This is a genomic window from Paenibacillus xylanilyticus (assembly GCF_009664365.1).
Classification (GTDB): Bacteria; Bacillota; Bacilli; order Paenibacillales; family Paenibacillaceae; genus Paenibacillus; species Paenibacillus xylanilyticus_A.
The window spans coordinates 1,806,059-1,826,992 of the sequence record NZ_CP044310.1 but is presented as its reverse complement, the minus strand read 5'-3'; the positions used below and the strand labels follow the sequence as shown (position 1 = coordinate 1,826,992).

Annotated in this window: 17 protein-coding genes; 4 read left to right on the top strand and 13 right to left on the bottom strand. The window is 47.5% G+C overall.

Annotated features, from left to right (window positions below; translation table 11 throughout):
* Nucleotides 1–9: 9 nt before the first annotated feature.
* From F4V51_RS08305 to F4V51_RS08290, 4 genes are all read right to left on the bottom strand, one after another.
* Entirely contained in the window at nucleotides 10–873 is an 864-nt protein-coding gene (locus F4V51_RS08305; RefSeq protein WP_017689719.1) for a carbohydrate ABC transporter permease, read from the bottom strand.
* Between the two features lie 2 nt (nucleotides 874–875).
* Nucleotides 876–1,787, bottom strand: coding sequence for a carbohydrate ABC transporter permease (locus F4V51_RS08300; protein WP_095288390.1), 912 nt, complete (start codon nucleotides 1,785–1,787; stop codon nucleotides 876–878).
* A 75-nt stretch (nucleotides 1,788–1,862) separates the two neighbouring features.
* A complete protein-coding gene (locus tag F4V51_RS08295; RefSeq protein ID WP_153977621.1) occupies nucleotides 1,863–4,790 on the bottom strand; it encodes an extracellular solute-binding protein in 2,928 nt (975 codons plus the stop codon).
* Nucleotides 4,791–4,909: 119 nt separating this feature from the next.
* Complete coding sequence (locus F4V51_RS08290; protein ID WP_416226519.1) at nucleotides 4,910–6,292, bottom strand: ABC transporter substrate-binding protein; 1,383 nt, start codon at nucleotides 6,290–6,292, stop codon at nucleotides 4,910–4,912.
* A gap of 517 nt (nucleotides 6,293–6,809) precedes the next feature.
* Here F4V51_RS08290 and F4V51_RS08285 point away from each other — a divergent pair.
* Nucleotides 6,810–7,850 carry a LacI family DNA-binding transcriptional regulator gene (locus tag F4V51_RS08285; protein ID WP_236146725.1) on the top strand — a complete coding sequence of 347 codons (1,041 nt, stop codon included), beginning with the start codon at nucleotides 6,810–6,812 and terminating at the stop codon, nucleotides 7,848–7,850.
* A gap of 93 nt (nucleotides 7,851–7,943) precedes the next feature.
* On the opposite strand, the gene F4V51_RS08280 is transcribed toward F4V51_RS08285, so the two are convergent.
* Both F4V51_RS08280 and F4V51_RS08275 read right to left on the bottom strand, forming a co-directional pair.
* The gene (locus tag F4V51_RS08280) at nucleotides 7,944–9,122 is read right to left on the bottom strand and encodes a DUF4272 domain-containing protein (RefSeq protein WP_153977620.1); all 1,179 of its coding nucleotides are present in this window, start codon (nucleotides 9,120–9,122) and stop codon (nucleotides 7,944–7,946) included.
* A 72-nt stretch (nucleotides 9,123–9,194) separates the two neighbouring features.
* Entirely contained in the window at nucleotides 9,195–10,415 is a 1,221-nt protein-coding gene (locus tag F4V51_RS08275; RefSeq protein WP_153977619.1) for an RtcB family protein, read from the bottom strand.
* Nucleotides 10,416–10,706: 291 nt separating this feature from the next.
* Between F4V51_RS08275 and F4V51_RS08270 the strand changes: the two genes are divergently transcribed.
* The 3 genes from F4V51_RS08270 to F4V51_RS08260 are packed head-to-tail and all read left to right on the top strand — an operon-like array spanning nucleotide 10,707 to nucleotide 12,954.
* Nucleotides 10,707–11,213, top strand: a complete 507-nt coding sequence (locus F4V51_RS08270) for a DUF6773 family protein (protein ID WP_153977618.1) — start codon at nucleotides 10,707–10,709, stop codon at nucleotides 11,211–11,213.
* A 23-nt stretch (nucleotides 11,214–11,236) separates the two neighbouring features.
* A complete protein-coding gene (locus F4V51_RS08265; protein ID WP_095288443.1) occupies nucleotides 11,237–11,440 on the top strand; it encodes a helix-turn-helix transcriptional regulator in 204 nt (67 codons plus the stop codon).
* Nucleotides 11,441–11,496: 56 nt separating this feature from the next.
* Entirely contained in the window at nucleotides 11,497–12,954 is a 1,458-nt protein-coding gene (locus tag F4V51_RS08260; RefSeq protein ID WP_323131806.1) for an erythromycin esterase family protein, read from the top strand.
* 51 nt (nucleotides 12,955–13,005) lie between these two features.
* On the opposite strand, the gene F4V51_RS08255 is transcribed toward F4V51_RS08260, so the two are convergent.
* The 7 genes from F4V51_RS08255 to pgsA form a co-directional block, all read right to left on the bottom strand.
* Nucleotides 13,006–13,428 (bottom strand): hypothetical protein, encoded by a 423-nt coding sequence (locus F4V51_RS08255; protein WP_236146724.1) that lies wholly within the window; start codon nucleotides 13,426–13,428, stop codon nucleotides 13,006–13,008.
* A gap of 79 nt (nucleotides 13,429–13,507) precedes the next feature.
* Nucleotides 13,508–13,945, bottom strand: a complete 438-nt coding sequence (locus F4V51_RS08250; RefSeq protein ID WP_153977617.1) for a GNAT family N-acetyltransferase — start codon at nucleotides 13,943–13,945, stop codon at nucleotides 13,508–13,510.
* Nucleotides 13,946–13,997: 52 nt separating this feature from the next.
* Entirely contained in the window at nucleotides 13,998–14,423 is a 426-nt protein-coding gene (locus F4V51_RS08245; RefSeq protein WP_153977616.1) for a GNAT family N-acetyltransferase, read from the bottom strand.
* A gap of 169 nt (nucleotides 14,424–14,592) precedes the next feature.
* On the bottom strand, nucleotides 14,593–16,677 hold the full coding sequence (locus tag F4V51_RS08240; RefSeq protein WP_153977615.1) for an S-layer homology domain-containing protein: 2,085 nt from the start codon (nucleotides 16,675–16,677) through the stop codon (nucleotides 14,593–14,595).
* A 131-nt stretch (nucleotides 16,678–16,808) separates the two neighbouring features.
* Nucleotides 16,809–19,436, bottom strand: a complete 2,628-nt coding sequence (locus F4V51_RS08235) for a winged helix-turn-helix domain-containing protein (RefSeq protein ID WP_153977614.1) — start codon at nucleotides 19,434–19,436, stop codon at nucleotides 16,809–16,811.
* 176 nt (nucleotides 19,437–19,612) lie between these two features.
* Nucleotides 19,613–20,221 (bottom strand): hypothetical protein, encoded by a 609-nt coding sequence (locus F4V51_RS08230; RefSeq protein ID WP_153977613.1) that lies wholly within the window; start codon nucleotides 20,219–20,221, stop codon nucleotides 19,613–19,615.
* Between the two features lie 32 nt (nucleotides 20,222–20,253).
* Nucleotides 20,254–20,847 carry a CDP-diacylglycerol--glycerol-3-phosphate 3-phosphatidyltransferase gene (gene pgsA, locus F4V51_RS08225; protein ID WP_323131805.1) on the bottom strand — a complete coding sequence of 198 codons (594 nt, stop codon included), beginning with the start codon at nucleotides 20,845–20,847 and terminating at the stop codon, nucleotides 20,254–20,256.
* Nucleotides 20,848–20,934: the final 87 nt, after the last annotated feature.

The following is a 20,934-nucleotide window of genomic DNA, read 5'->3' as shown; positions in this document are numbered from 1 at the left end:
CGCTCCCCCTCAATCCTTCATGCCCGAGCTCGCCATCGTCTCAATAATGCGGCTCTGCGAGAAAATAAACAGTGTAATCGGCACACTCATCAGAATAAGTGCCACCGCAGCACCTGCTCCTGCCCGGGATATTCCGCCTTGAATAATCTGGCCTGCTGCGTAATGCAGTGTCTTGAGCTGCTCGCTGTAAATGTAGCCATTGCCGTCACTGCCCCATAACATCTGGAACAGCAGTATGATTAAGGTCAGCCAGGCCGGCTTCACATTCGGCATGACGATCGACCAGAAGATCCGGTATTCACTCGCACCATCAATCTTCGCCGCTTCCAGCAGCGCATCCGGAATCTGCTCCATGAACTGCTTCATCAGATACAGGCCAAGTGAATAGGCGAATGCCGGAATGATAACGGCCCAATAGGTGTCGATCCAGCCAAGCCAGGACATGATCATATAATTGGGAATCGCCGTTACCGCAGGGGTGAACATGAGCGATAGCACAACGACCTGGAACATGAACACTTTGCCCGGAAATTTATGCTTGGCAAGTGGATAGGCTGCTGCTGAAGCCAAAAGTACATGGCCCACAATGCCAATGCCCGTAATAAAAACGGTATTGAATATATATCGTGAGAAGGGCACCCACGAGTCGCTCAGCAGATTCAGCAGATCCGTAAAATTGCTGAACGTTGGATTTTTGACAAACAACGTCGGTGGAAAAGTAAAAATCTCATCCAGCGGTTTGAATGCATTGTTGATCGCATAGATCAGCGGCAGTACCATAAAGGCGCCAAATACGAGCAGAAGGGCAAACAGGGAGAGACTGCCGGATAACGAGCGATTCACCCGCTTTTTGCCTGTCGCAATTGCAGCCATAGCTATTCTCCCACCCTTCGCAGCAATTTCTGTACCAGCAGGTTAGTGCCCACCATAATCATGAAGAGTACGGTTGCAATCGCCGAAGCATAACCCATCTCAAACCGTGTTGTACCAAAGTCGATCAGGTGCGTGACCACCGTCTCAGCCGCATAGTTCACGCTTGGAAACCCAGCGAGTGCGATGGAGACGTCTGCCACGGCAAACGAGGTGGTGAGTTGAATGACTGCACCGAACATTAGCTGCGGCCGCATGGAAGGCAATGTAATATACCAGAGCTCCTGCCAGCGATTTTTGACGCCGTCTACCGCACCTGCTTCATATAACGTCCGGTCAACTGTCTGCAATCCGGCGATGAATGCCAGAAACCCTGTACCCAAGCTCAGCCACAGCTGCACAAGGATAAGAATAGGCATGATGTACGCCTCGGTCTTCAGCCACTGAATCGGCTCCAGCAGAAAGCCCCATCGGATCAATAATCCATTGGCAATACCGTAGCGATCGCCCGAGAAGATCATCAACCAGATAAAGTAGACATTCCCTGAAATGGATGGCGCGTAGAAGATCAACGTCATGAATGCCCTCCATTTGGGCGTCAATTCATTAATGATCCAGGCAAACACAAAGCAGGCAATATAACTGATGGGTCCGGTAATAATGGCAAACAGCAGCGTATTCTTGATGGCAATCAGGAATACGTCATCCTCCAAAAACAACCGAGTGTAGTTCTGCCAGCCAATAAATCGCGGAAACTCCAGCATATTGAAATAGGTGAAGCTGAGAATGATAGAGATAACAACCGGGATCACGGTAAACATGGTGAACAGAATCATGTAGGGAGCCAGCAGGACATAGGAATGCTTGCTGGCTTTCATCTCCTGGAGCTTCCAGCTCCACCATGATTTCATGCCCATCCTTGAAGCCTTCTCAGGAGGACTGTGTTGACCGTCTCGGAGTGATATTTGTGACACTGTTAACCCTCCCTCTGCTTACGGAAGACCAAATTCATTACGTTTGATCCGAATCTCGTCCTGAATATACTGGGTATAGTCCATAATGGATTCTCTGGCTTCCACTTGACCAACCACCGTCTTGTAAAAGGCATTGAACAGATGGCGCCCGGTAAAATAACCCCCTGGCACTTCGGGAATGCCCTTCACCGTTTCGAATTGTGCCTTAAGATTGGCATAATCCTCAGCTGGCCACGGCAATGAATCAAGCGCCTTGATGTTGGCCGTTGGATAACGCGCAGCTGCGCCCATCAGTCCTTCCATCTCGCGGCCGAATTCAGCCTGTACCGGTGTGCTGGTCCACCATTTCATGAACTCCCACGCGGCTTCCTTATCCTTGGCGCTCTCCAGCATCATGACTGCGCTGCCTCCGCCCGGCACATCCCGATTCAATGTGCCATCCGCCTGTACCGTACCCGGGACAGGAACGAAGCCCCATAGTCCGCGAATCTCCGGTGCAAATACGGATAGCTGGTTATACATCGTGTAATCCGTCAAGCCGATCGGCATCTGCCCTGTTCTGAAGCGGTTGGCAAAGTCATATTCCCGCTCCAGCTTGTAATCGGTATAGAACTCTGTCCACTGCTTGAATGTCTCGATCCCTATACGTGAATCCAGATCGGATTCCTTGCCATCGTTGCGGTAGAAGGATCCTCCATTCTGTAGAAGCATCGTTGCGTATTGCGAGTTGGGCGGAATGTTGACACCCTGCATATTGGCCTGAGTCACAACCGGCATGCCGAATTCCATATGGTTTTTGCTCAGAATAGCCAGCAGACTTTCGACGTCTTCCCACGTTTGAGGGACTTCAAGCCCCAGTTCTGCGAGCACGTCTTTTCGGTAAAAGAGCATATTAAAGGTCTGTGTTTCCGGCAGGGCATACACTCCCGAATCATAGACATAGGGGATGATCGCACTTTCTCTGAACTCCTGTTCCACTGAGGTATAGTCAGCGAACTTGGTCAGATCCACTGCCGAGTTCCTCATAGCAAAGTTTACCGGCAGGTCATTGCCGATCTGCATCGCTACATCCGGTCCTTCACCGGACAACGTAGCCGGCAATAACGTCCCCATATTCACCAGCTTCAGATTGACATTAATGCCGCTCTCCGGCGTAAAGGTCTCATCAATCATCGCCTTCATCGTATTCGCCTGGTCACGTCCACTGCCGATCCAAACTGTCACCGTACGCTGGTCTTTTGAAGTGGCAACATTGCCGATTTGGTTATAGTCAATGAAGAACGAATGATAGAATGTCTTCGCTTCATGGCCGACCTTCGCCAGCGCTCCCATCCCTTTATGAGGGATACTGGTGTCAATGGACGTGACATACAGGGCATCAATTTCAAGCGGCTGCTCCCGTGCCTGCTGCACCCATGTTCCGAGCCCACCTGTATTCGTTTTGTAAGCTGCCAGCCGTCTTGGTATGGTATCCGGCTTGTCAATCATCTCGTCCAGCTGCTGTGCCATCGTCTTGATCAACGCTTCCTGATCACTGGACTGGCCAGATAGAAGGCGAAGCTGCGCTGCCACGTCCTTGAGTCGTTTACTCTCCCCGGCAAATACCTCCAGCAGATTCGGAATTTGCTTCTCCACCCGGTAATCCCGGAATTCATCCGGCTTGGTGCCAGTGATCATCAGAATTCGCCGATACATGGAGTTCAGGTTATACAGACTATCCTCTACATTGCGGATCAACGGTGCGAAGTCACCCAGGCTGTTCTCCAGCCGTATGACATGTTTGCCTTTTTCCAGCTGAAACTTGTAGGGTTCCTTCCCGCCCAGCACATCCACGCGATAGTCGCTTTGGTAGCGGAAAGGTGCTTTTGCCATCTCGGCAAATGGGACCTCACCATCGATGGTCAGCTTGCGCGTGGAATAGATGCCTTTGACAAAATTCTGCTGTGCAGTTAAGCCGATATGATATAGTCCACTCTCCGGCACATCGACCTCCCACTCAATCCACTGTCCCGGCAAACGCCAGTTGTAACCACCAATCGTATTGACGCGCACCTGGGAAGCACTATACGGGAATACCGCTGAACTTGATCTTTCGCTGGTCGGGTACAACGTTGGTGAGGATTTGGCAATGGCCGCTTCTCCTTCAATCCGAATGAGTACATCTTTTGGCTGTCCGGAAGTATCCGTCTGCTGTGCCCCTACGGTTTCCGCATAAGGAAGGACATTCTTCTCGTTGAAGAGCCGCAAGGATCGAATGACCATCGGTTCACGCGTAGATTTCAGCGTTAGGGTGTGTTCCCCTTTTTCAAGAAAGAACTTGAATGGTGCCTGCTCGTATCCATCTGAATCCTGGAACGTCTCTTCCAGCCAGCGGGGTTTCTCCACCTGCTTCGGACGAAGATCATTCCCCTGATTATCCTGTTCAATTGGTTCTTTCTCACTGCTCCATACCCGGTCAAATTGCAAATAAGCCGCTTCCGCAAATGGAAGTTCACCGTCAATATAAAGTGCACGCTCAATCGCGGAACTTTTGCCTTCTACGGGAAAATAAACTGCAGAGAGATTGTACATTCCGGTTTCCGGCACATCGACAACCCAATCGACCTCTCCTGTCTCGCCTGTATACAAGGAAACCCCTTCCTTGCCTTCATAATCGATCAGTTTGCGGACCTCGTCACCCTCAGCTCGTATGTAGTCCCCCACTTCAATGGTGATATCCACCTTTGGCCGCAATGCTTCACCTGCTTGGATTACATATTGTTCGTATCCCTTCTTCTGCCTCGTCTGCTGCAAGATTGCATCCACCTCAATAGCTGGCAGACTGCCAGGCGGGACATCCGCACTCTCCACATCCGTACCGGAAGCGAAAAACAGCAAAATGCCGGCTGCAGCCGCTACGAGTACAGTAGGCAGGATCCATCGGTTTCGTTGTAGAATTCCAGCCATTCTACGAGTCCTCCTCATCAAGGCTGATGCCAGCAACACCCTGGTTGGAATTCAGAAAAACGGGGTTTCGTGCATGATTACAGGCACTGGAAACCCCCTCTCTGAATCACTTGCTGGTGTTATTGCTTGCCAAGTTTATCAACTGCAGCTTGTGCCTGAGCCTTATATTTCTCAGCTGTCGCTGTAACGGACGCATTGTTTTTGATGATGTCGTTCACATAATCTCCGATGGGATACCCTGCGTAGGCATCATCGAGCAGGATACGTCCCGTACCGGCAATATGCTCACGAATCATGGCAATGTCCTTCTCGTCGGTATAACGGCTCTCGAGGTAATCCTGACCCGGATACTCTTCAATCTGCGGGATATCATAGGTCTCTTCATAAATCTGGTAGACAATCTTAGGATCCTCTACACCTTTGGGAATGAATTTCGCTGAGGCTGCGTTATTGGCGTAGGTTATATCCTTGCTGCCCTGAGGTCCGTTCGGAATGGGAACTACACCAGCGGCAAAGGTGATATCGCCCAGCTGCCATTCAGCGGCAGTGAATAAGGCAACGTCTCCGTCCTTGAATGTATTGCTTTCCTCCCAGTTGGTTTTGTCGCCCGTTTTAACCTTCACGACATTCTCCACGTTATACAGGCGTTTAACGAATTCGGCTGCTTCAATGGTTTTGGGATCGGACAATCCTTCTTTTGCATTTTCGTCATCTACGATCGTGCCGCCATTGGCAGCGGTAAAGTGACGAAGCACGTCAATCGGCCAGCCGGAGAATCCGTATACGTCAATTTTGCCGTCGTTATCCGTATCTTTCGTTGCCTGTTTGGCCAGTTCCATGAATTTGTCCCAATTCCACTTACCCTGGTTATAGAGCTCCTGTGGATCAGGCAGCGACATTTTTTTGAACAGGTCACGGTTATAGTGAAGTCCCAGACCAATGCTGATTGGATTATCGAATGAGTAGTAATCACCGGCGATGGCCGGATATTTGGTAATCAAATTGGCTTCTTGATTGATGTTGTTCTCGGCTGTGGTGAATTCGGAGATCGGCAGCAGCTGCCCTTTGAGGATTGCGGGAAGAGCGGACTTGTATTCCATCTGGACGATGTCTGCGAATGGCTCGCCAGCCAGCGCAGTCGTGGTGAATTTATTCATATATTCTTCAAACGGGACATTAACAAACTCGATTTTTACGTTATATTTTTTTTCGACTTCAGCAATCTTATCGAGACGGGCCTTATCCGATGCTGTCTCCCCCGCTGGCGTCAGATCCCACCAGGCAGCAACCTTGATGACACGTCCACCGAGATCCGGTACATTCGCTGCCACCTCTTCTGTCTCGCCTTCTGTCTCTGTTCCGGCGGTTTCGGTCGTGGTGCCCGAATTGGGAGTCCCCTCTGGATTCGTGCCATTCTGCGCTGTCCCACCTCCACTGCAAGCGGATACAAAAAGCATCACGGCCAGTAACATTAACGGCAGAACGTTCCATTTTCTAATCATGTTTTTTACAACCTCCCCGAATGTGTATGCCTGAAATGGTCATATCAAATCACTAGCATTCACTCACCTAATAAAATCAGCACACCACCACCATTTGTTATTTTAACGTTTGGTTTGAACAAACAAAATTTAACATAGCCAAATGTAAGCGTCAACATTTTATTGTTAACATTTTCTATTTTATCTGATATTATGCTGATATAACCCATAAATACGCTGATGAGAAGCAATCTAGAAAGATTTTTTTCATCCTAAACTTTGATTCACTATCTCTATTTCTCTAAAATTTTGTTATTTTATAAAAATAACAAAAAGATAATAACGAGTGACATATTCCGATCTTTTCTCTCACCAAACTTCATCATTCCAGTTTCTTGTCCAACTTCGAACGATATAAACACTAACATTTTTCATTCTGTATCCGTTATTAGATTAGAGGAAATATATCATGATATACTGGAATCAGTTTCATGCTACATGGTCAAGAATACGGCAGAACTAAGAATGTAAGGATGGTATGATGAAGACGAAGGTAACAATTCAGGAAATTGCACATTTTACGGGTCTGTCAAAATTTGCGGTTTCACGTGCGCTCTCGGGTAAATCCGGTGTGAGCGACCAGACACGTGATATCATCCTCAAGGCCGCTGGCAAACTTGGATATTTCAAAGATAACAGCCTGTTATCTGGCGATATGAACAACGGCAATGAACTTCACGACCCTCAAAACATACGGTGGAGCGGAACGATTCTCATTCTGTTTCCCAATGTCCGTTATCAGAACCAGGAATCCGTCTATTGGGGTCCTATCTTTAACGGGATATCATCCAGACTGAACCAGAAAGGGTTTAACATCCTCACTCTGACCGAGCCTTCTACAGATCAATTATTTACACTGCTGAATCCCGATGCCATTCGGGGCATTATTACAGTCGGTTCAATAACGACACCTATTTTGCTAGAAATCAAACGTCTGGGAATACCTGTTGTTATGGTGGATCATCTCGATCCAGTCTTCCACAGTGACAGCATTTTTACGGATAACTTTGCTTCCATGCGTGAAATTATGCTATATCTCCTTCGTAAGGGCTTCAAAAGCTTTCAATTTGTTGGAAACACCAGTGACGCCCACAGCTTTTATGAACGTTGGATTGCTTACAGTTCTGTGCTTATGGGTAACGGGATAGAGATGAATCAGATACCTGAATTGTGCAGTCCTGCGGTTGATGATTTCCGGCAAACATTTACCTCTGTGATCCATGAAGCGAACTTGCCAGAGGTCTTTGTATGTGCCAATGACTTCTTCGCACTCTACACCATTGAAGCACTGGAGAGCATGGGGATTAGCGTACCTGAACAATGTATTGTCACCGGTTTTGATAACACGTACGACAATATTCCCGTGCTTGCCACGGTCAATGTGAACAAGGAATTAATCGGTGCACGTGCAGTGGACCAGATGTTGTGGCGCATTATAAACCCGGAAAGTAATGTGGAGAAAAAGCTGATCATGGCTGATGTCCTCATTCGGGAGCAATATGGCCGGCATAGCGGATAAACCACGCTAACGACAAAAAATCCCCCAGCCAGTGTTTCTACTGGCTGGGGGATCTTAAAGTCATGCCTAACATATCAAAGTCCGCTAAACCTATTACGTATCTGTCCGCACGTCATCCCATTCCTGATCCATATAACAGATCAGCCAATTCAATGCCCGGTGGCGTTCGTAAGCCACGCCTCCATTCAATCCCGCGGGAGGTGTTTGCTCATTAATCCGGCTGTTCACACATACCCAGTTGTAGCGATAGATCAGGTCGGCCGCATCGAGAATTTCACTTTTGCTGCGCAGGGATGCACCCGCGAGGAAGTCCTCGAAGCTGTCCTTTTGCTGCAAATAACCTACGGCCTGTCCAACGTTACATAGCTCTACTGGAGCTCCCAGCTCATCGACGTAACCAAGCGCCCACAACATGACGTGGTAAGCCTCGTATCCCCACGAAAAGGTGATGACTTCCTGCTGCTGCGCACCATACTGCAGAATAAATCTTTTCTCCGCAGGGGAGAAAAATGAGGCAGCATCGTACTTGTCGATGACTTCCTGAACGAGTGCTGCTGTGTCTTCTGGACTTTCTCCTGCACCGAGGCACTCACCCTTGAGTGCTGCGAGACATAAGGCTACCGCTCTTTGTGCCACTTCTTCCACACTTCGGATCGTTGTATGCTCATCTCCAGCCCTTGCGGGTAAGTGCACATTGAATGGAATTCCCTGCGCTGCCATAATCGACTCGGAATTTTCCTTGCGGCGAGTGCCTGACTCGGACGGTGGTCTGACATCATCCAAAAGACTCGTGTGCGCTGTCACTTGGTAATCCTCTACCTCGGATTCCCCATTCACGTCCAGCAGCAGCTGTCCTTGTGCGTCCAGCAGGGAGCCGCCTCCCCAAAAAATAACCGCATCGAGCCCTTGAGCAAGCTTCAACAATTCTTGGAAGAACTCCTCCGATATATCCTCTTCGGTCTCAATGCCAATGACCATGTTCAGGGTCGAGCATTTGATCAGCACTTTTTCCTGTACTGCCGGGTTACGTCCTTCAATCTGACTCATGAACCCCATCATGCCATTCATCATCGAAGCGAATTCTTCAGGATGTGTCTGACTTGTCATGATGTTGAAGCCCTTGGTTTTCTTACTGAGCCACTTCTTGCGGATAACCTGAATATGCGTCTTGTCTTCCTTGCGTATGATCTTATCCTGTGGATAGATGGATTGAATCAGTTCAAACAGCTGGTCCAGGTCAAACTGGGAGCTGTATAATGCGCAGTTTCTCATGGTGCTCACCTTTTTCTATTAAGTTCATATCATTCATAATTAAACAAGGACTCCCGGACAGAACCTAGCTCACTAGTCCTTATATGGATCAAATTCATTGCCACCAGCCATGGCAACGCCAACAGGGCGCAGCACATGGTTGATTTTCAGAGTGTCTGCATGAGCATTCAAGACATCCTGCAGCTTTTTATACACAAACGGGCTTTCGTCCGTGCCTGCACCCCTCAGCTCCACGCCATACGCCCGAATGGCCGCATGCATCTGTTCTTCACTTATTTCGCCGCCCATGCGAGTGCGCAGCTTGTAGTTCATTTTCCCGGCAGCCTGGGTACGACTCATGATCCGTCCAGCCCCATGCACCGTGCTGCGGTAGGATTCCGCGTTCTCCTCGCTGTGGATGCCCTCCACAATCACTGAGATATCTCCCATGCTGCCTCCGACAAAACCTAGCTGTGCAGGTGCCAGCGGGGTGGCTCCTTTCCGCACAACGACCACGTCTTCGCCCATATGCTGTTCTTTCCAGGCAAAGTTATGATGGTTATGCACCGAGTACTCCGCACTCGCCCCAAGAATACCAAGCACCTGTTCTATAACATAATCTCGTCCTGCATAGGCATACCGGCCTGCGAGTGTCATTCCATCCCAATACATTTCGCCCATTTCGCTGTTCAAGTCAAACAACGTTGGTGGCTGATCCATGGATTCTCCAGGCGCTTTCCCGCTGAACTCACGACCTGCAGCCAGATTGAGGAAACCGCTCGCGACTTTATGACCAAACCCCCGACTGCCGAAATGATTCGCAACCCATACTTTACCGGTTAATTCCTCTACGAAAATATCCACAAAGTGATTGCCGCTGCCTACGGTACCAAGCTGGTTGCGTGCGAGTGTTTTTAATTTGTGCTGCAGCCCAGGTTCAATCGAATCGAACAGCTTCCAACTCGCATCATCAAACAGCTCATGATCAACCGGAGTTGGATTATTGCGACCCACGCCGAACGATACGTTTGCATTGATATCATCCATAATAACGGCAATCTGTTCCTTGATATCCTCCCACATGAGATTTGTACGTACCGCCTTGTTTCCGCAGGCAATATCGTATCCAACGCCCGAAGGACTAATCATGTTACGGTAGGCGACAACACCTCCGATCGGTTGCGAGTACCCTTTGTGATGGTCAGCCATCAGTGCAACGCCAAGCACATCTCCATGCTGTGAACACGTCACTGCCTGACTCACTGCATTCTCCAGCGGCTCCCCCCATACCTTGATGTTATCCACGATTCTCATGTTATGTATGACCTCCAGTCTTATCAAACACTTTGTATATATTACCAAAAACCATACCAAATGGGCAGTACATCAATGCCTATTGGATGAACAAATTGCTGCTCTGATGGCAGCACCTTCTAATGATCGCTGTATGGTATCCGAACAATTTCAGGTTTCCATCCCCACCACATGCATCCTATATTAAACAAAATGACATATATATATTGCAAAAAGACTCAAATAATATTATCATAAGGCCCATAGGAAATATTCTCCACATTTTCAATTCCTACAAAGGAGAGGTCAATCATGAAATGGTTCAACAAAAAGGGCAACCAGGATGAGCGTATCGTCAATCTCAAAAACAAGGTGTACAAGGAAGCTTACATATTAATTATGTATCTATGCGGCATCTCCATCTTGGTCAAAAGTTTTTTCCAATGGGAAACGTATTCCATGTTGACGGAATTGATCGTCATTCTCGCAGGAAGTATTTATTTCGGAGTTCGATCCGTCATGCTGGGCATTTATTCGGATGAAGTTGAGGTCCACGACCAGACAAGCAAAATTTCGTATAGCCAGCGAAACGTAATTACGGGTCTCATTATCGGTATTTCGATGGCCTTGTTCCTGGGCATAAGAAGCTCGGTTATGTTTGCCGATACGTCACATGAGAAGTGGTGGTATTTCTTCCTCGTGTTCATATTTTCACTGCTGCTTTACATCCCGCTCTTTGCAGGGTTTAATGTCATCGTTCATCACTTTGCAAACAAGGCGAGTCAAAAGGCCGCAAGTAAAGATCAGTGTGATTCATAGAAAGGATACAAGGGTGAATGGGCATGAAAAATATACGATTGAAAGTCGCCAGGGTAGAAAAAGATCTATCACAGGATGATCTGGCACGGATCGTCGGTGTATCGAGGCAGACCATTGGTCTCATAGAACTGGGCAAGTATAATCCGTCTCTCAGCTTATGTATCGCCATATGCAAGGCACTCTCCAGAACACTGAATGATCTGTTCTGGGACGATGAGCAGACATAAGCCGGAACGTTCTTTACGGAATCATTATGATATTTATAGATGGAGGAGGCGTTATTTTGAGCTATTTCAGCAAACGAAAAACGGGTGCAGTGCTTGCACTGTCTACAGTCATGCTGGTGAATCTGCTCTACCCAACCGGATATGCAGGTGCAGCTTCATCAACCGCTGTGGAGACCATTCATGGACAGGTAACCCAGGTGGAAACTGCAAAAAAATCGGATGAGAAAATTGCAGAATGGAACAAGTGGGCTAGAGATCACGCATATCGACTGGAGAGCATCCAGCCTGCGAAGACAGGTCAGGAGAGCGATTCCTTCTCGGACCTCGAGATGTTGAGACCCCTGCTCCATGACAAGCGAATTGTATTCCTTGGTGAAAGCTCTCATGGGGTTGCCGAGTTTAATCTGGCGAAGACCCGGCTGATCCAGTTTTTGCATCAGGAAATGGGATACAATGTTCTGGCATTTGAGAGCGGTCTCTCCAACACGTCGCTGGCTAATGCCACGGCCAACCAGCAGCATGCGGAGCAAACGATGAAAAACGCCATTTTCGGCGTCTGGTGGTCCAAGGAAATGATGCCCTTATTCGATTACCTCAAAACAAGTACAAAAACCGAACAGCCCCTCATTCTAACCGGTTTCGACATGCAGCTGCAATTCCCGTTGTTGGATGGTAAGTGGCTGAAGGATAAAGAACTTGCGAATCGTCTCGCACACACGGAACAAAAACTAGCCAGTTTCTCTGCAGGAACGGACCTGAAAGCCTATCGAGCTGAGAAAAATAAAATCATCCAGATATACCAAGACGTTCTTCAATCCCTGAGATCCGAACCGAACCAGGCCTATCTGCAAAAAGAATACCCGGATCAGCCCAAGCTTTCCATGCTGCTAGAGCGAAGCCTCAGTGATCGAATTCGCGTCGCGAAGGAATATGTCGATCTTTCCATCCGTGCTACAAGTGAAATGAATGAGGGCAACTATGAGACATTTCTAGATTCCATGGAATGGCGCGATCAGGCGATGCATGACAATCTCATGTGGCTTGCAACCGAAGTTTATCCAAACGAAAAATTTATAGTATGGGGACATAATGATCACATCAGAAAGGCGCAGAGCGAAGTCATGGGCTCGCCCTATCCCATAACCATGATGGGGGAGAAACTTTCGGAAGAAATGAAAAAATACAGTTATGTTTTGGGATTGTATGCATCAAGCGGCCAAACAGCAGATAACTCCGGAGGACTTCATGCCGTTGAGCCAGCAGCACCCGGTTCCATTGAAGCTATTATGTCTGCGACGAACACACCGTATAGCTTCCTGGATCTTCGGTACCAGAACAGAGAGACCGGGAACTCCTGGATGTTCGAACCACGATTTGCATACAGCTGGGGCATGATCCCTGAGAGCCTTGTCCCGCGTGATCAGTATGACGGCATTTTGATGATTGACGACGTACATCCGCCGCAATATATCCGCTCCTCCTCATTAGATTCTCAAGAACAAAACAAGGAATAAATACAAAAAGAGAGCTGTCAGCTCTCTTTTTCCTTGCTGTTGTACCAGTTCTCACTTCTTGCTGATTTTGAATTTGAACTCCCATGTTGCCGTGTTACCCGAATATCGGCCTCTGTTCTCTTTTACAACAACGGAAAGAGTCTTATTCGTTGATTTGGAAAATGAAGATACTTTGACATTCGCGCTCTTGCTTCCGATATCCGGAATCTTATCCTGTTCTTCGGCTTCCGCTTTTAATTTCAGCGTATCGGTTGATTTCAGATTTAATGTAACCGATGAACCCTCCTTCAGGTTTTTACCGTTCACGCTTGCCCCTATCGCCCATTCGTTGCCGACGGAGTTGTTCTCTACCAGTTCGGCGCTCACCAGCGTCACCGTTACCTTAAGCGTTTTGGCAGCGGCGTAGGATGTTGGGGAACATACGGCGAAGATCAAACTCACAATCATCAAGACATTAGCCCATTTTTTGAACACGAGAGTGCCTCCCTCAGATTCATGAAGTTTTCATATTGACTATGCCTTATTCGCCTTGCTCCTTAAGTAATCCTTCTGGTCAGTTAAAATGCTTCCGGTACCCTTGAACCTTCTCATCCTTGAATCCAAGCTTTTCATAGAAAAGATGTGCTTCCTTGCGTTGATCTCCAGATACCAGAATCATGTATTCGCACCCGAGATCTCTCGCAATCCGTTCAATCTGGAGCATCAGCTTCTGACCGATTCCCTGTCTTCGTACCTGATCAGATACGATCACATTCTCCACAACCATGAAGGGCTTGCATTGACCCACGAGATCCATGCATTCGATCCCCATAACAGATCCGGCCAGCTCGCCATTGTAAAATGCACCAAGCACATGATAATGACCATTTTGCTGTATGTACTTAAACATTTTCTGCATCTGCTCCTCATTGGTGGGGGTCCCCATCAACTCATTGTACAATTGGCTTAAGGCCGGCAAATCCTGAAGTTCAATGCCTTTGATTGTAACCATAGATCGATCCTCCTAAATTCCTATCATGTTGTTCCGTACTCTATATCTTACCCTACGTCAGATCCTTCTTAAAGTAATAATGACGATGTCCTGTTGGCGCGTTCTCGAGGGTTGTCATTAATTGGTATCCATGCTTCTTGTAGAAGCCCGGTGCCTGGAACGAAAATGTATTCAGCATAATAAAATCACATCTTTTCTCACGTGCAATACGTTCAATCTCGAGCAGCAATTGGGAACCATAGCCTTGGTGCCGCTGCTTCTCATCCACCCAGAGGATATCGAGTTCCAACCAGTTCCAGCACAGCGTGCTGAGGACGCCGGCAACGATATCCCCTGCCTCATTTTTGATATTAAAATTCAATTCCTCATACCGATGCTTCAGATCCTCACTCAGATGAGCGGCATTAAATGCAATCAGTTGATTACGCACATAGGCTGATTCTTCCGCATTACTTGGATTCAACGTACCTTCGGACATTGTTCATTCTCCTCCCTGTCACTCTCGCCGTTATAAACGGAATCATTCCTATACATTCCTTGAATATTCTAACATTATTGGACTGCATCCAGCATAAAAAAACGCACCTCCAGAGGAGATGCGCAGCACCTAATATTATATGATTGCTTGAATTGAAAAGCCACTAATTTTAAAGCAATTCTTCTCTCGTTTTAAGCATGACCTCTACGTATCCTGTGTCCATTCTGCCCAGCACGTCTCTAGCCTGCACGTGGATTTGAATCGGGGTTTCACTTGATGCAAGAGCTCTGACATACAGCTTCTGTCCTTCCACTCTGACTTCAGCTAGCTGCGAGTCCGGTGACTCTGCTGTGAGAATCAGTGTTGAACGGTCATCATCTTCATCTTCAAACATGTATGCCAGATCGATCTCGGTCTCTTCGTCACCAACATAAACCGTGTTCCCAGCGGGGGCTTCCACCAGAACTGGTGCAGCATCATCGAAATCGTACATCGGTAAACGTTCAATCAGACCCATATGCAAAGTAAAGTCAGGCTCGTCTCTGAGCATAATGGAATTGTAACGGATATTTAAGTTTTGCAGTAAAGGCAGGTCAGCAACTCCGGTAGGGATATGATTCAGTTGGTTATCGCCAACGTCCAACACTTGAAGGGAACTCAGGCCACTTACATCAAGTGATGTTAACTGATTGTAGGACAATACCAGTTCCTCAAGGTTTGAAAGTCCTGACACATGGACCTCTGTAAGTTGATTGCTGAATAAATCCAGCTTCTTCAAATGCGTAAAACCTTCAGCATTCACAAGGCTGATGTTATTCCCGGATAGGTCAATTTCCGTAACGTTCATGCCTTTGAAAATTTCATATCCTGTCAGGTCAGAGATGCCCGCATCTCGCGCATACAGTCCTCCGTCCGTCTGTACCAGTGCTTCCACCAGTTCCTGCTTGGTTAACGGATCATCCACATCCTTCTCAAGCCAATAGGCAACAGCTCGCGCTAAATTAGGATCAGGGAATTGCCTGCTGATCGTATTCGCAAGGACCGTGATTTTGAGCTGTGCAGTAACACTGGCACCCTGGTTATCGACAGCCTTGACTGTCAGTACAGCTTCTCCTTCTGCCACTGCTGTGAGCTTGATTGTCTGACCATCTACCGCAGTAGAAACAACCGTTTCATCTCCATCTATAATACTAAATTGCAGGACTTCTCCATCCGGATCACTGAAGTAAGAGGAAGCCTGAAACTCCAGAGACGCATGATCCAGAATAAGTTCCTGATCGGGCAACCCATCGTTAATCACCACTGGGGTTTGATTTTCAGGTTCAGGGTTGGAAGGAGTTTCTGGATTGGTTGGATTGGTTGGATTCGTTGGCGTTGATCCGCTGCCTCCTCCTGTATTTCCACTTCCACTGCCGGAATTGTTTCCACTCCCATTCGTTGCGTTTCCACCAGAATTACCTGTAACTCCACTACCTGTAGTCGTCCCTTCAACTTCCGTCACTTGATCTGGCTTATCCGAATCAGAACCTGAAGCAGCATCATCCAGTTCTGATGATTGTTCAAGCGTCTTGATCGCGTCGCTTCCACGCAAAGCAATCACAGCCATTTCTTGTCTTGTTGTAGCACGTTTCGGAGCAAACTGGCCGTTCTCGCCCTTTAACAAGCCCAGTTTAACTGCCTGCTTCACGCTGTCTGCAGCCCATGGACTGATACTGGAAGCATCCTTGAAAGATAGCATGGGGTTCGTACCCCCTGCTTCAGTAAATCCTCTAAACTGAATCAAACGCATCAGAGTCACTGCGAGTTGTTCCCTGGTGACCAATCCGTCCGGACGAAATGTGCCATCAGGATAGCCTTTCATGATTCCTGCAGAGTTTATCAATTCAATAAAAGCAAGGTGATCCGTCTCTGAATTCAGATCCTTGAAAACTTCGGATGGATTCTGAACTCCAGACTCCTGATTCAAATCCGCCATCCGAACCAAAATATACGCCAGATCACCGCGTGTAAGACTCCCTCCCGGATGAAACAATCCATCCTGCGTACCTGGGAACATCTGTTGTTCTGTAACAATCTCAATGGCCTGTTTCGCCCAAGACGAGGCTTGCTGTAAGTCATTTGTGCTCCCGGTTCCTGCAGCCGCCCCTACGGTACCAGGAACAGTAAGTGTAGAGACAGACAATAGAACTGCCAGATAAGGTAAGATTCTGTTGCTTTTGTTTCGTGTTTTTCCTTTGGATAGATGTGTTGACATGGTTAAGCTTTACCTCCCACATGACTCTAACCATGCTTCTTCTTAAAAAGCAAAGTTATTAATTGTCTTTATTGTAGGAGAGACTTCCATGAGAAAATAGTCTACAAAACGATAGACAGCTTGCTGTACACTCACAGCCAGCCCTGCTGCTCGGCAATCTGTACGGCATGCGCACGACTACTCGCGCCTAGCTTCGCAAACACCCGCCTGATATGCGTATTAACCGTTCCTGCGGAAATCCCAAACTCAGCTGCGATTTGTTTGCTGGTTAACCCTTCAGCAATGTATCCAAATACTCGTTGCTCCATGGGACTAAGTCGCACGGAGGGAATACCACCCCGATTTTCTTTTGCAAATGCGGATAGCAGCTCCTTTACATAGGCCAGTTTAATGCCCGAATCTGGTATGGAATGCGTACGACGCAGGTGCAGGTAATGCTGCAAAAGGCTCTTGACCGGTTCGCCTTCGTTTATAAAAGAACGAATGTAGCCCTCGGAACTGCCAATCGCTATAGCCCGCAGCAGCGGAGCCATACACTCCTCCTGATGCCCTTGGCGTTGAAGAATCTGAGCCTCAAGCAGTCCGCACTCGACTTGTTCCGTTAACCAGTTCCGTTCTTCAGCAAGTGTACGTATGCGTTTCAGCTCATTCAAGGACTCTTCCTCATCCCCTAACAGGAGTTTAGCCCGCACACGTACAAGCGAGCTGAATACCTGATCACAGCTGATCTCAGGGTTCACGATTTCGATAATGGAGTCATCAACCACAAGTTGTGCTGTGGCTACAGGTTGAATCTCGAGTTGCAAACGGTATTGATGTGCCTGAATGATCGGCTGCCAGTATTCCAGATCCTTGACAGATAACAGAACACAGAGCTGCTGCAGCAGCTTCATCCCTTCATTTGGTCTGCCTTGAGCCGTTTCTATTCTTGCTTTGAGAACGTAGGCAGGGACCAGAAGTGCAGCGACTTTGATCTGGAGTGCAATGTCAAGCGCACGATCCGCATAATGAATCGCTTCGGACAAGCGGTTTTGCTCCAGCTTTATTTCTGCATAGCCAGTACCATAATAGGAGGTCACATAAGAACTCTCGGCAAACCAACGATTCGTGATTGTACCGAAGCATTGTTCGCCTCGTTGCAAGGAACCGTTCACACCGTGGAAGCTGCGCAGACGCATGCTTTCCCTCCGGTCATAATCCATATACTGAAACGCAATATCATCCGGATAACCTTGATCAATATAGGATATCAGATGATCAGACAGCCCTTGTAAATCCCTGTTTAGATAAGCCATATAAGCCCTCATCACACAAACGACCTGCAGTAAGTAACTGCTTATCTCAGGTGGCAATTGGCCCTGTAAATGCACCTGAATCATGTTCTCCAGTCCATCCAGCTCTTTCATCATCTCACCATATGGCCGTTCACGAGCAATAAGAAATAAATAGGACATATACAGTTTGGGACGAGCCTTCACTACCTCCTGTGGCAGAACATCGAAGTACCTTCGAAGTGTCCACCATTCTCCCATAATAAAATGTGCAAATAATTCCTCCAGCAGCCGGGCTGCATCCTGCACATGCTGTCCATGAATATAATGATCCAGTGCTTCAGCTGCATATCCTTGCTGTTCGTACCATCGTGCAGCCTTCGCATGAAGTGCGTTCACTTGTTCCGTTCCGGAACGAGCAAGCTCACGCCGCAAAAAGGATGAGAACATATGATGATAACGGAACCAGTACGCTCCCCGATCCATTGTAATTAGAAACAGATGCTCCTTCTCCAGATGTCTGAGCAATTGCGGAGCTTCCCCTATATCGGTCAGTGCTCTACATAGATCTCCATTCATCCGCTGTACGACAGAGGTGCTGAGCAAGAAATGCTGCATTTCCGGGGATTGCCGATGAAACACTTCCTCCAGCAAATATTCGGAAACTGACCGATCACCGTAGTGATGCTGATCATCCTGAGAAGTTGGAGCCAGTCTATTGGCACTGCGCGATCTTACTTGGTCTGTGCTATCGGTATAAGACAGAGCGAGAAGCTTAAGCCCCGCCACCCACCCTTCCGTCTGCTGCACCCAGTCATGTACATGAGAACTGGTAACGTTGAGCTTCAGGGCATCCTGACAGAACTTTACTCCTTCTTCGGCAGTGAACGCCAGATCCTGAAGCATAACCTGCCTAAGCTCACCGCGAAGCTTCAGCTTCTCCAGCTTCAACGGTGGAGATGTCCGACTCGATAATACGAGATGAACGGACGGGGGCATATTCTCAACAAAATACTCCATTTGTTCATGAATCTCTGCTTGGGTTACAGCATGGTAATCATCCAAAATGAGTAACACCGGTTGCTCTGCCAAGGCAAGGTGATTCATTAACAACACCAGTGCTGATCGCGGGTTCATGCTGTATCCTCGCAAAAAATGAGCTAGAATTTCTCGGCAGAAATCCGGCTTAACCCGATCAAGCGCGTGAATAACATACAACCAAAATTGAAGCGAATCCTGATCTTTGTCATCCAGACAAACACAGGCTGCTTGCTCGTGCTGCACCCAGCTGCCTAACAATGTGGACTTCCCGGAACCCGCAGGAGCAGTAAGCAGCGTGACTTTAAACTTGTATAATTGTTCTCTGGTTGAACTGAGCCTTGGACGATCCAACGTATTTGCAGGCAAGGGAGGCAGTTCCAGTTTGGTCTTTAATATCATGAATTGAATCCAGTTTTCCTCTGGACCCGCGGTATGCTCTTGGTGCATTAAAATCCTCCTGAATCAGCATATTTATGCATTTTCCGATATGTATCATGTGGTATCAGCTACTACTACAAGTATACTCGGGAACGCTGCTAAGGCCCTATATTTTTTTGATTGCTGTTGTATCATAGAAAAACGGAACCTGCATTGTTCATGCCTGCTCCGTTCTATGGTGTAAACTATTCGGGTAACTCTAATACCCATTTACGCAATGCATTAATTTCTATAAATAGGTCTTTACCGTCATCTTTCGGTCTTGATATCTCTAGCCCACTTGGTGGATGGTACTCATGCAACATCTTGAACCATAGGAATTCAATAGATCTCAAAATTTCCAGCAGAAACGTGCGGGCATGTATGGTGAACTGTGTGAGTATATGATGGGGAACTAGCTCCATCCGTATAGTGAACCTTAATTGTCCATTTGCATACTGCTCCATTTCAAGCAAGTACGGATCAATCCCATAACTCACAGAGACTTTGCCTTGCTCCATCAACTTGCGAATCGCTTTCAGATAATCGCGCCAGATATTCAATCCACTCGGGACCTCATATCCGATTAAGGGTTGTCCACTATCATCAACTACGTGAATAGCCATCTGTAGAGCGTCAAGTTCAAAGTTTCTACTCCTCATCAATCGATTTATCTGATTATGATCATTTACATCGGCATACTGAACTTCCGGCTGTTGTGTCACAGCCATCAGCCAGTTATCTACTCCCGTTTCCTCCTCTATCAATGAACCTGGTTTGACTAGCAAAATTTTAGCTTCAATCAGTGCTCTCAACCTCCTTCATCTGACAGGTAAACCGTGGTTCACTAATCTATTCCTAATTGGAGCATCTTATAGTTCACCCGTATGTAATTCATCCCGGATAACAGTGTAATGCCTGCTGCCACCCACAGTAGAGCCATGTCCACTCGGATATCCGTCAGCAGGTGGAATGGGTAATTGCCCAGCAGTATTGCTATGATTGCAGCAACCTGCAGCACCATTTTAAGTTTGCCATACTGATCTGCTGCGAGAGCAATGCCCTGTTCGGTTGCGACCATTCTTATTGCCGTAATCAAAATCTCACGTCCAATAATGATAACCGCGATCCATGAACCGATCATATTTTCTTGTACCATAACGAGCAGAGCCACGGAAATCAACAGTTTATCGGCAAGTGGATCCAGCAATTTCCCCAGACTGGTCACCTGGCTATACTTCCTGGCAATATAACCATCCAGCTTGTCTGTCCCCGCAGCAATAATGAAAATAATTACCCCAAAAGTAGTCCCATGCTGATTCATGATTTGCAGAATTCCACTCTGCCCCAGAATTGAAGGCGATAACGGAACAAAGCACAGCATAAATAACGGAATTAAAGCGATTCTAGCGAGCGTAATTCGATTAGCCCAATTCATCATATCTCCCCCTTTCATGGTAACTTATCCGAAAGTTCTCTTACTTCTAATGATTTCGTCCAACAACCAATTATCACCTGTTTTTCCAGG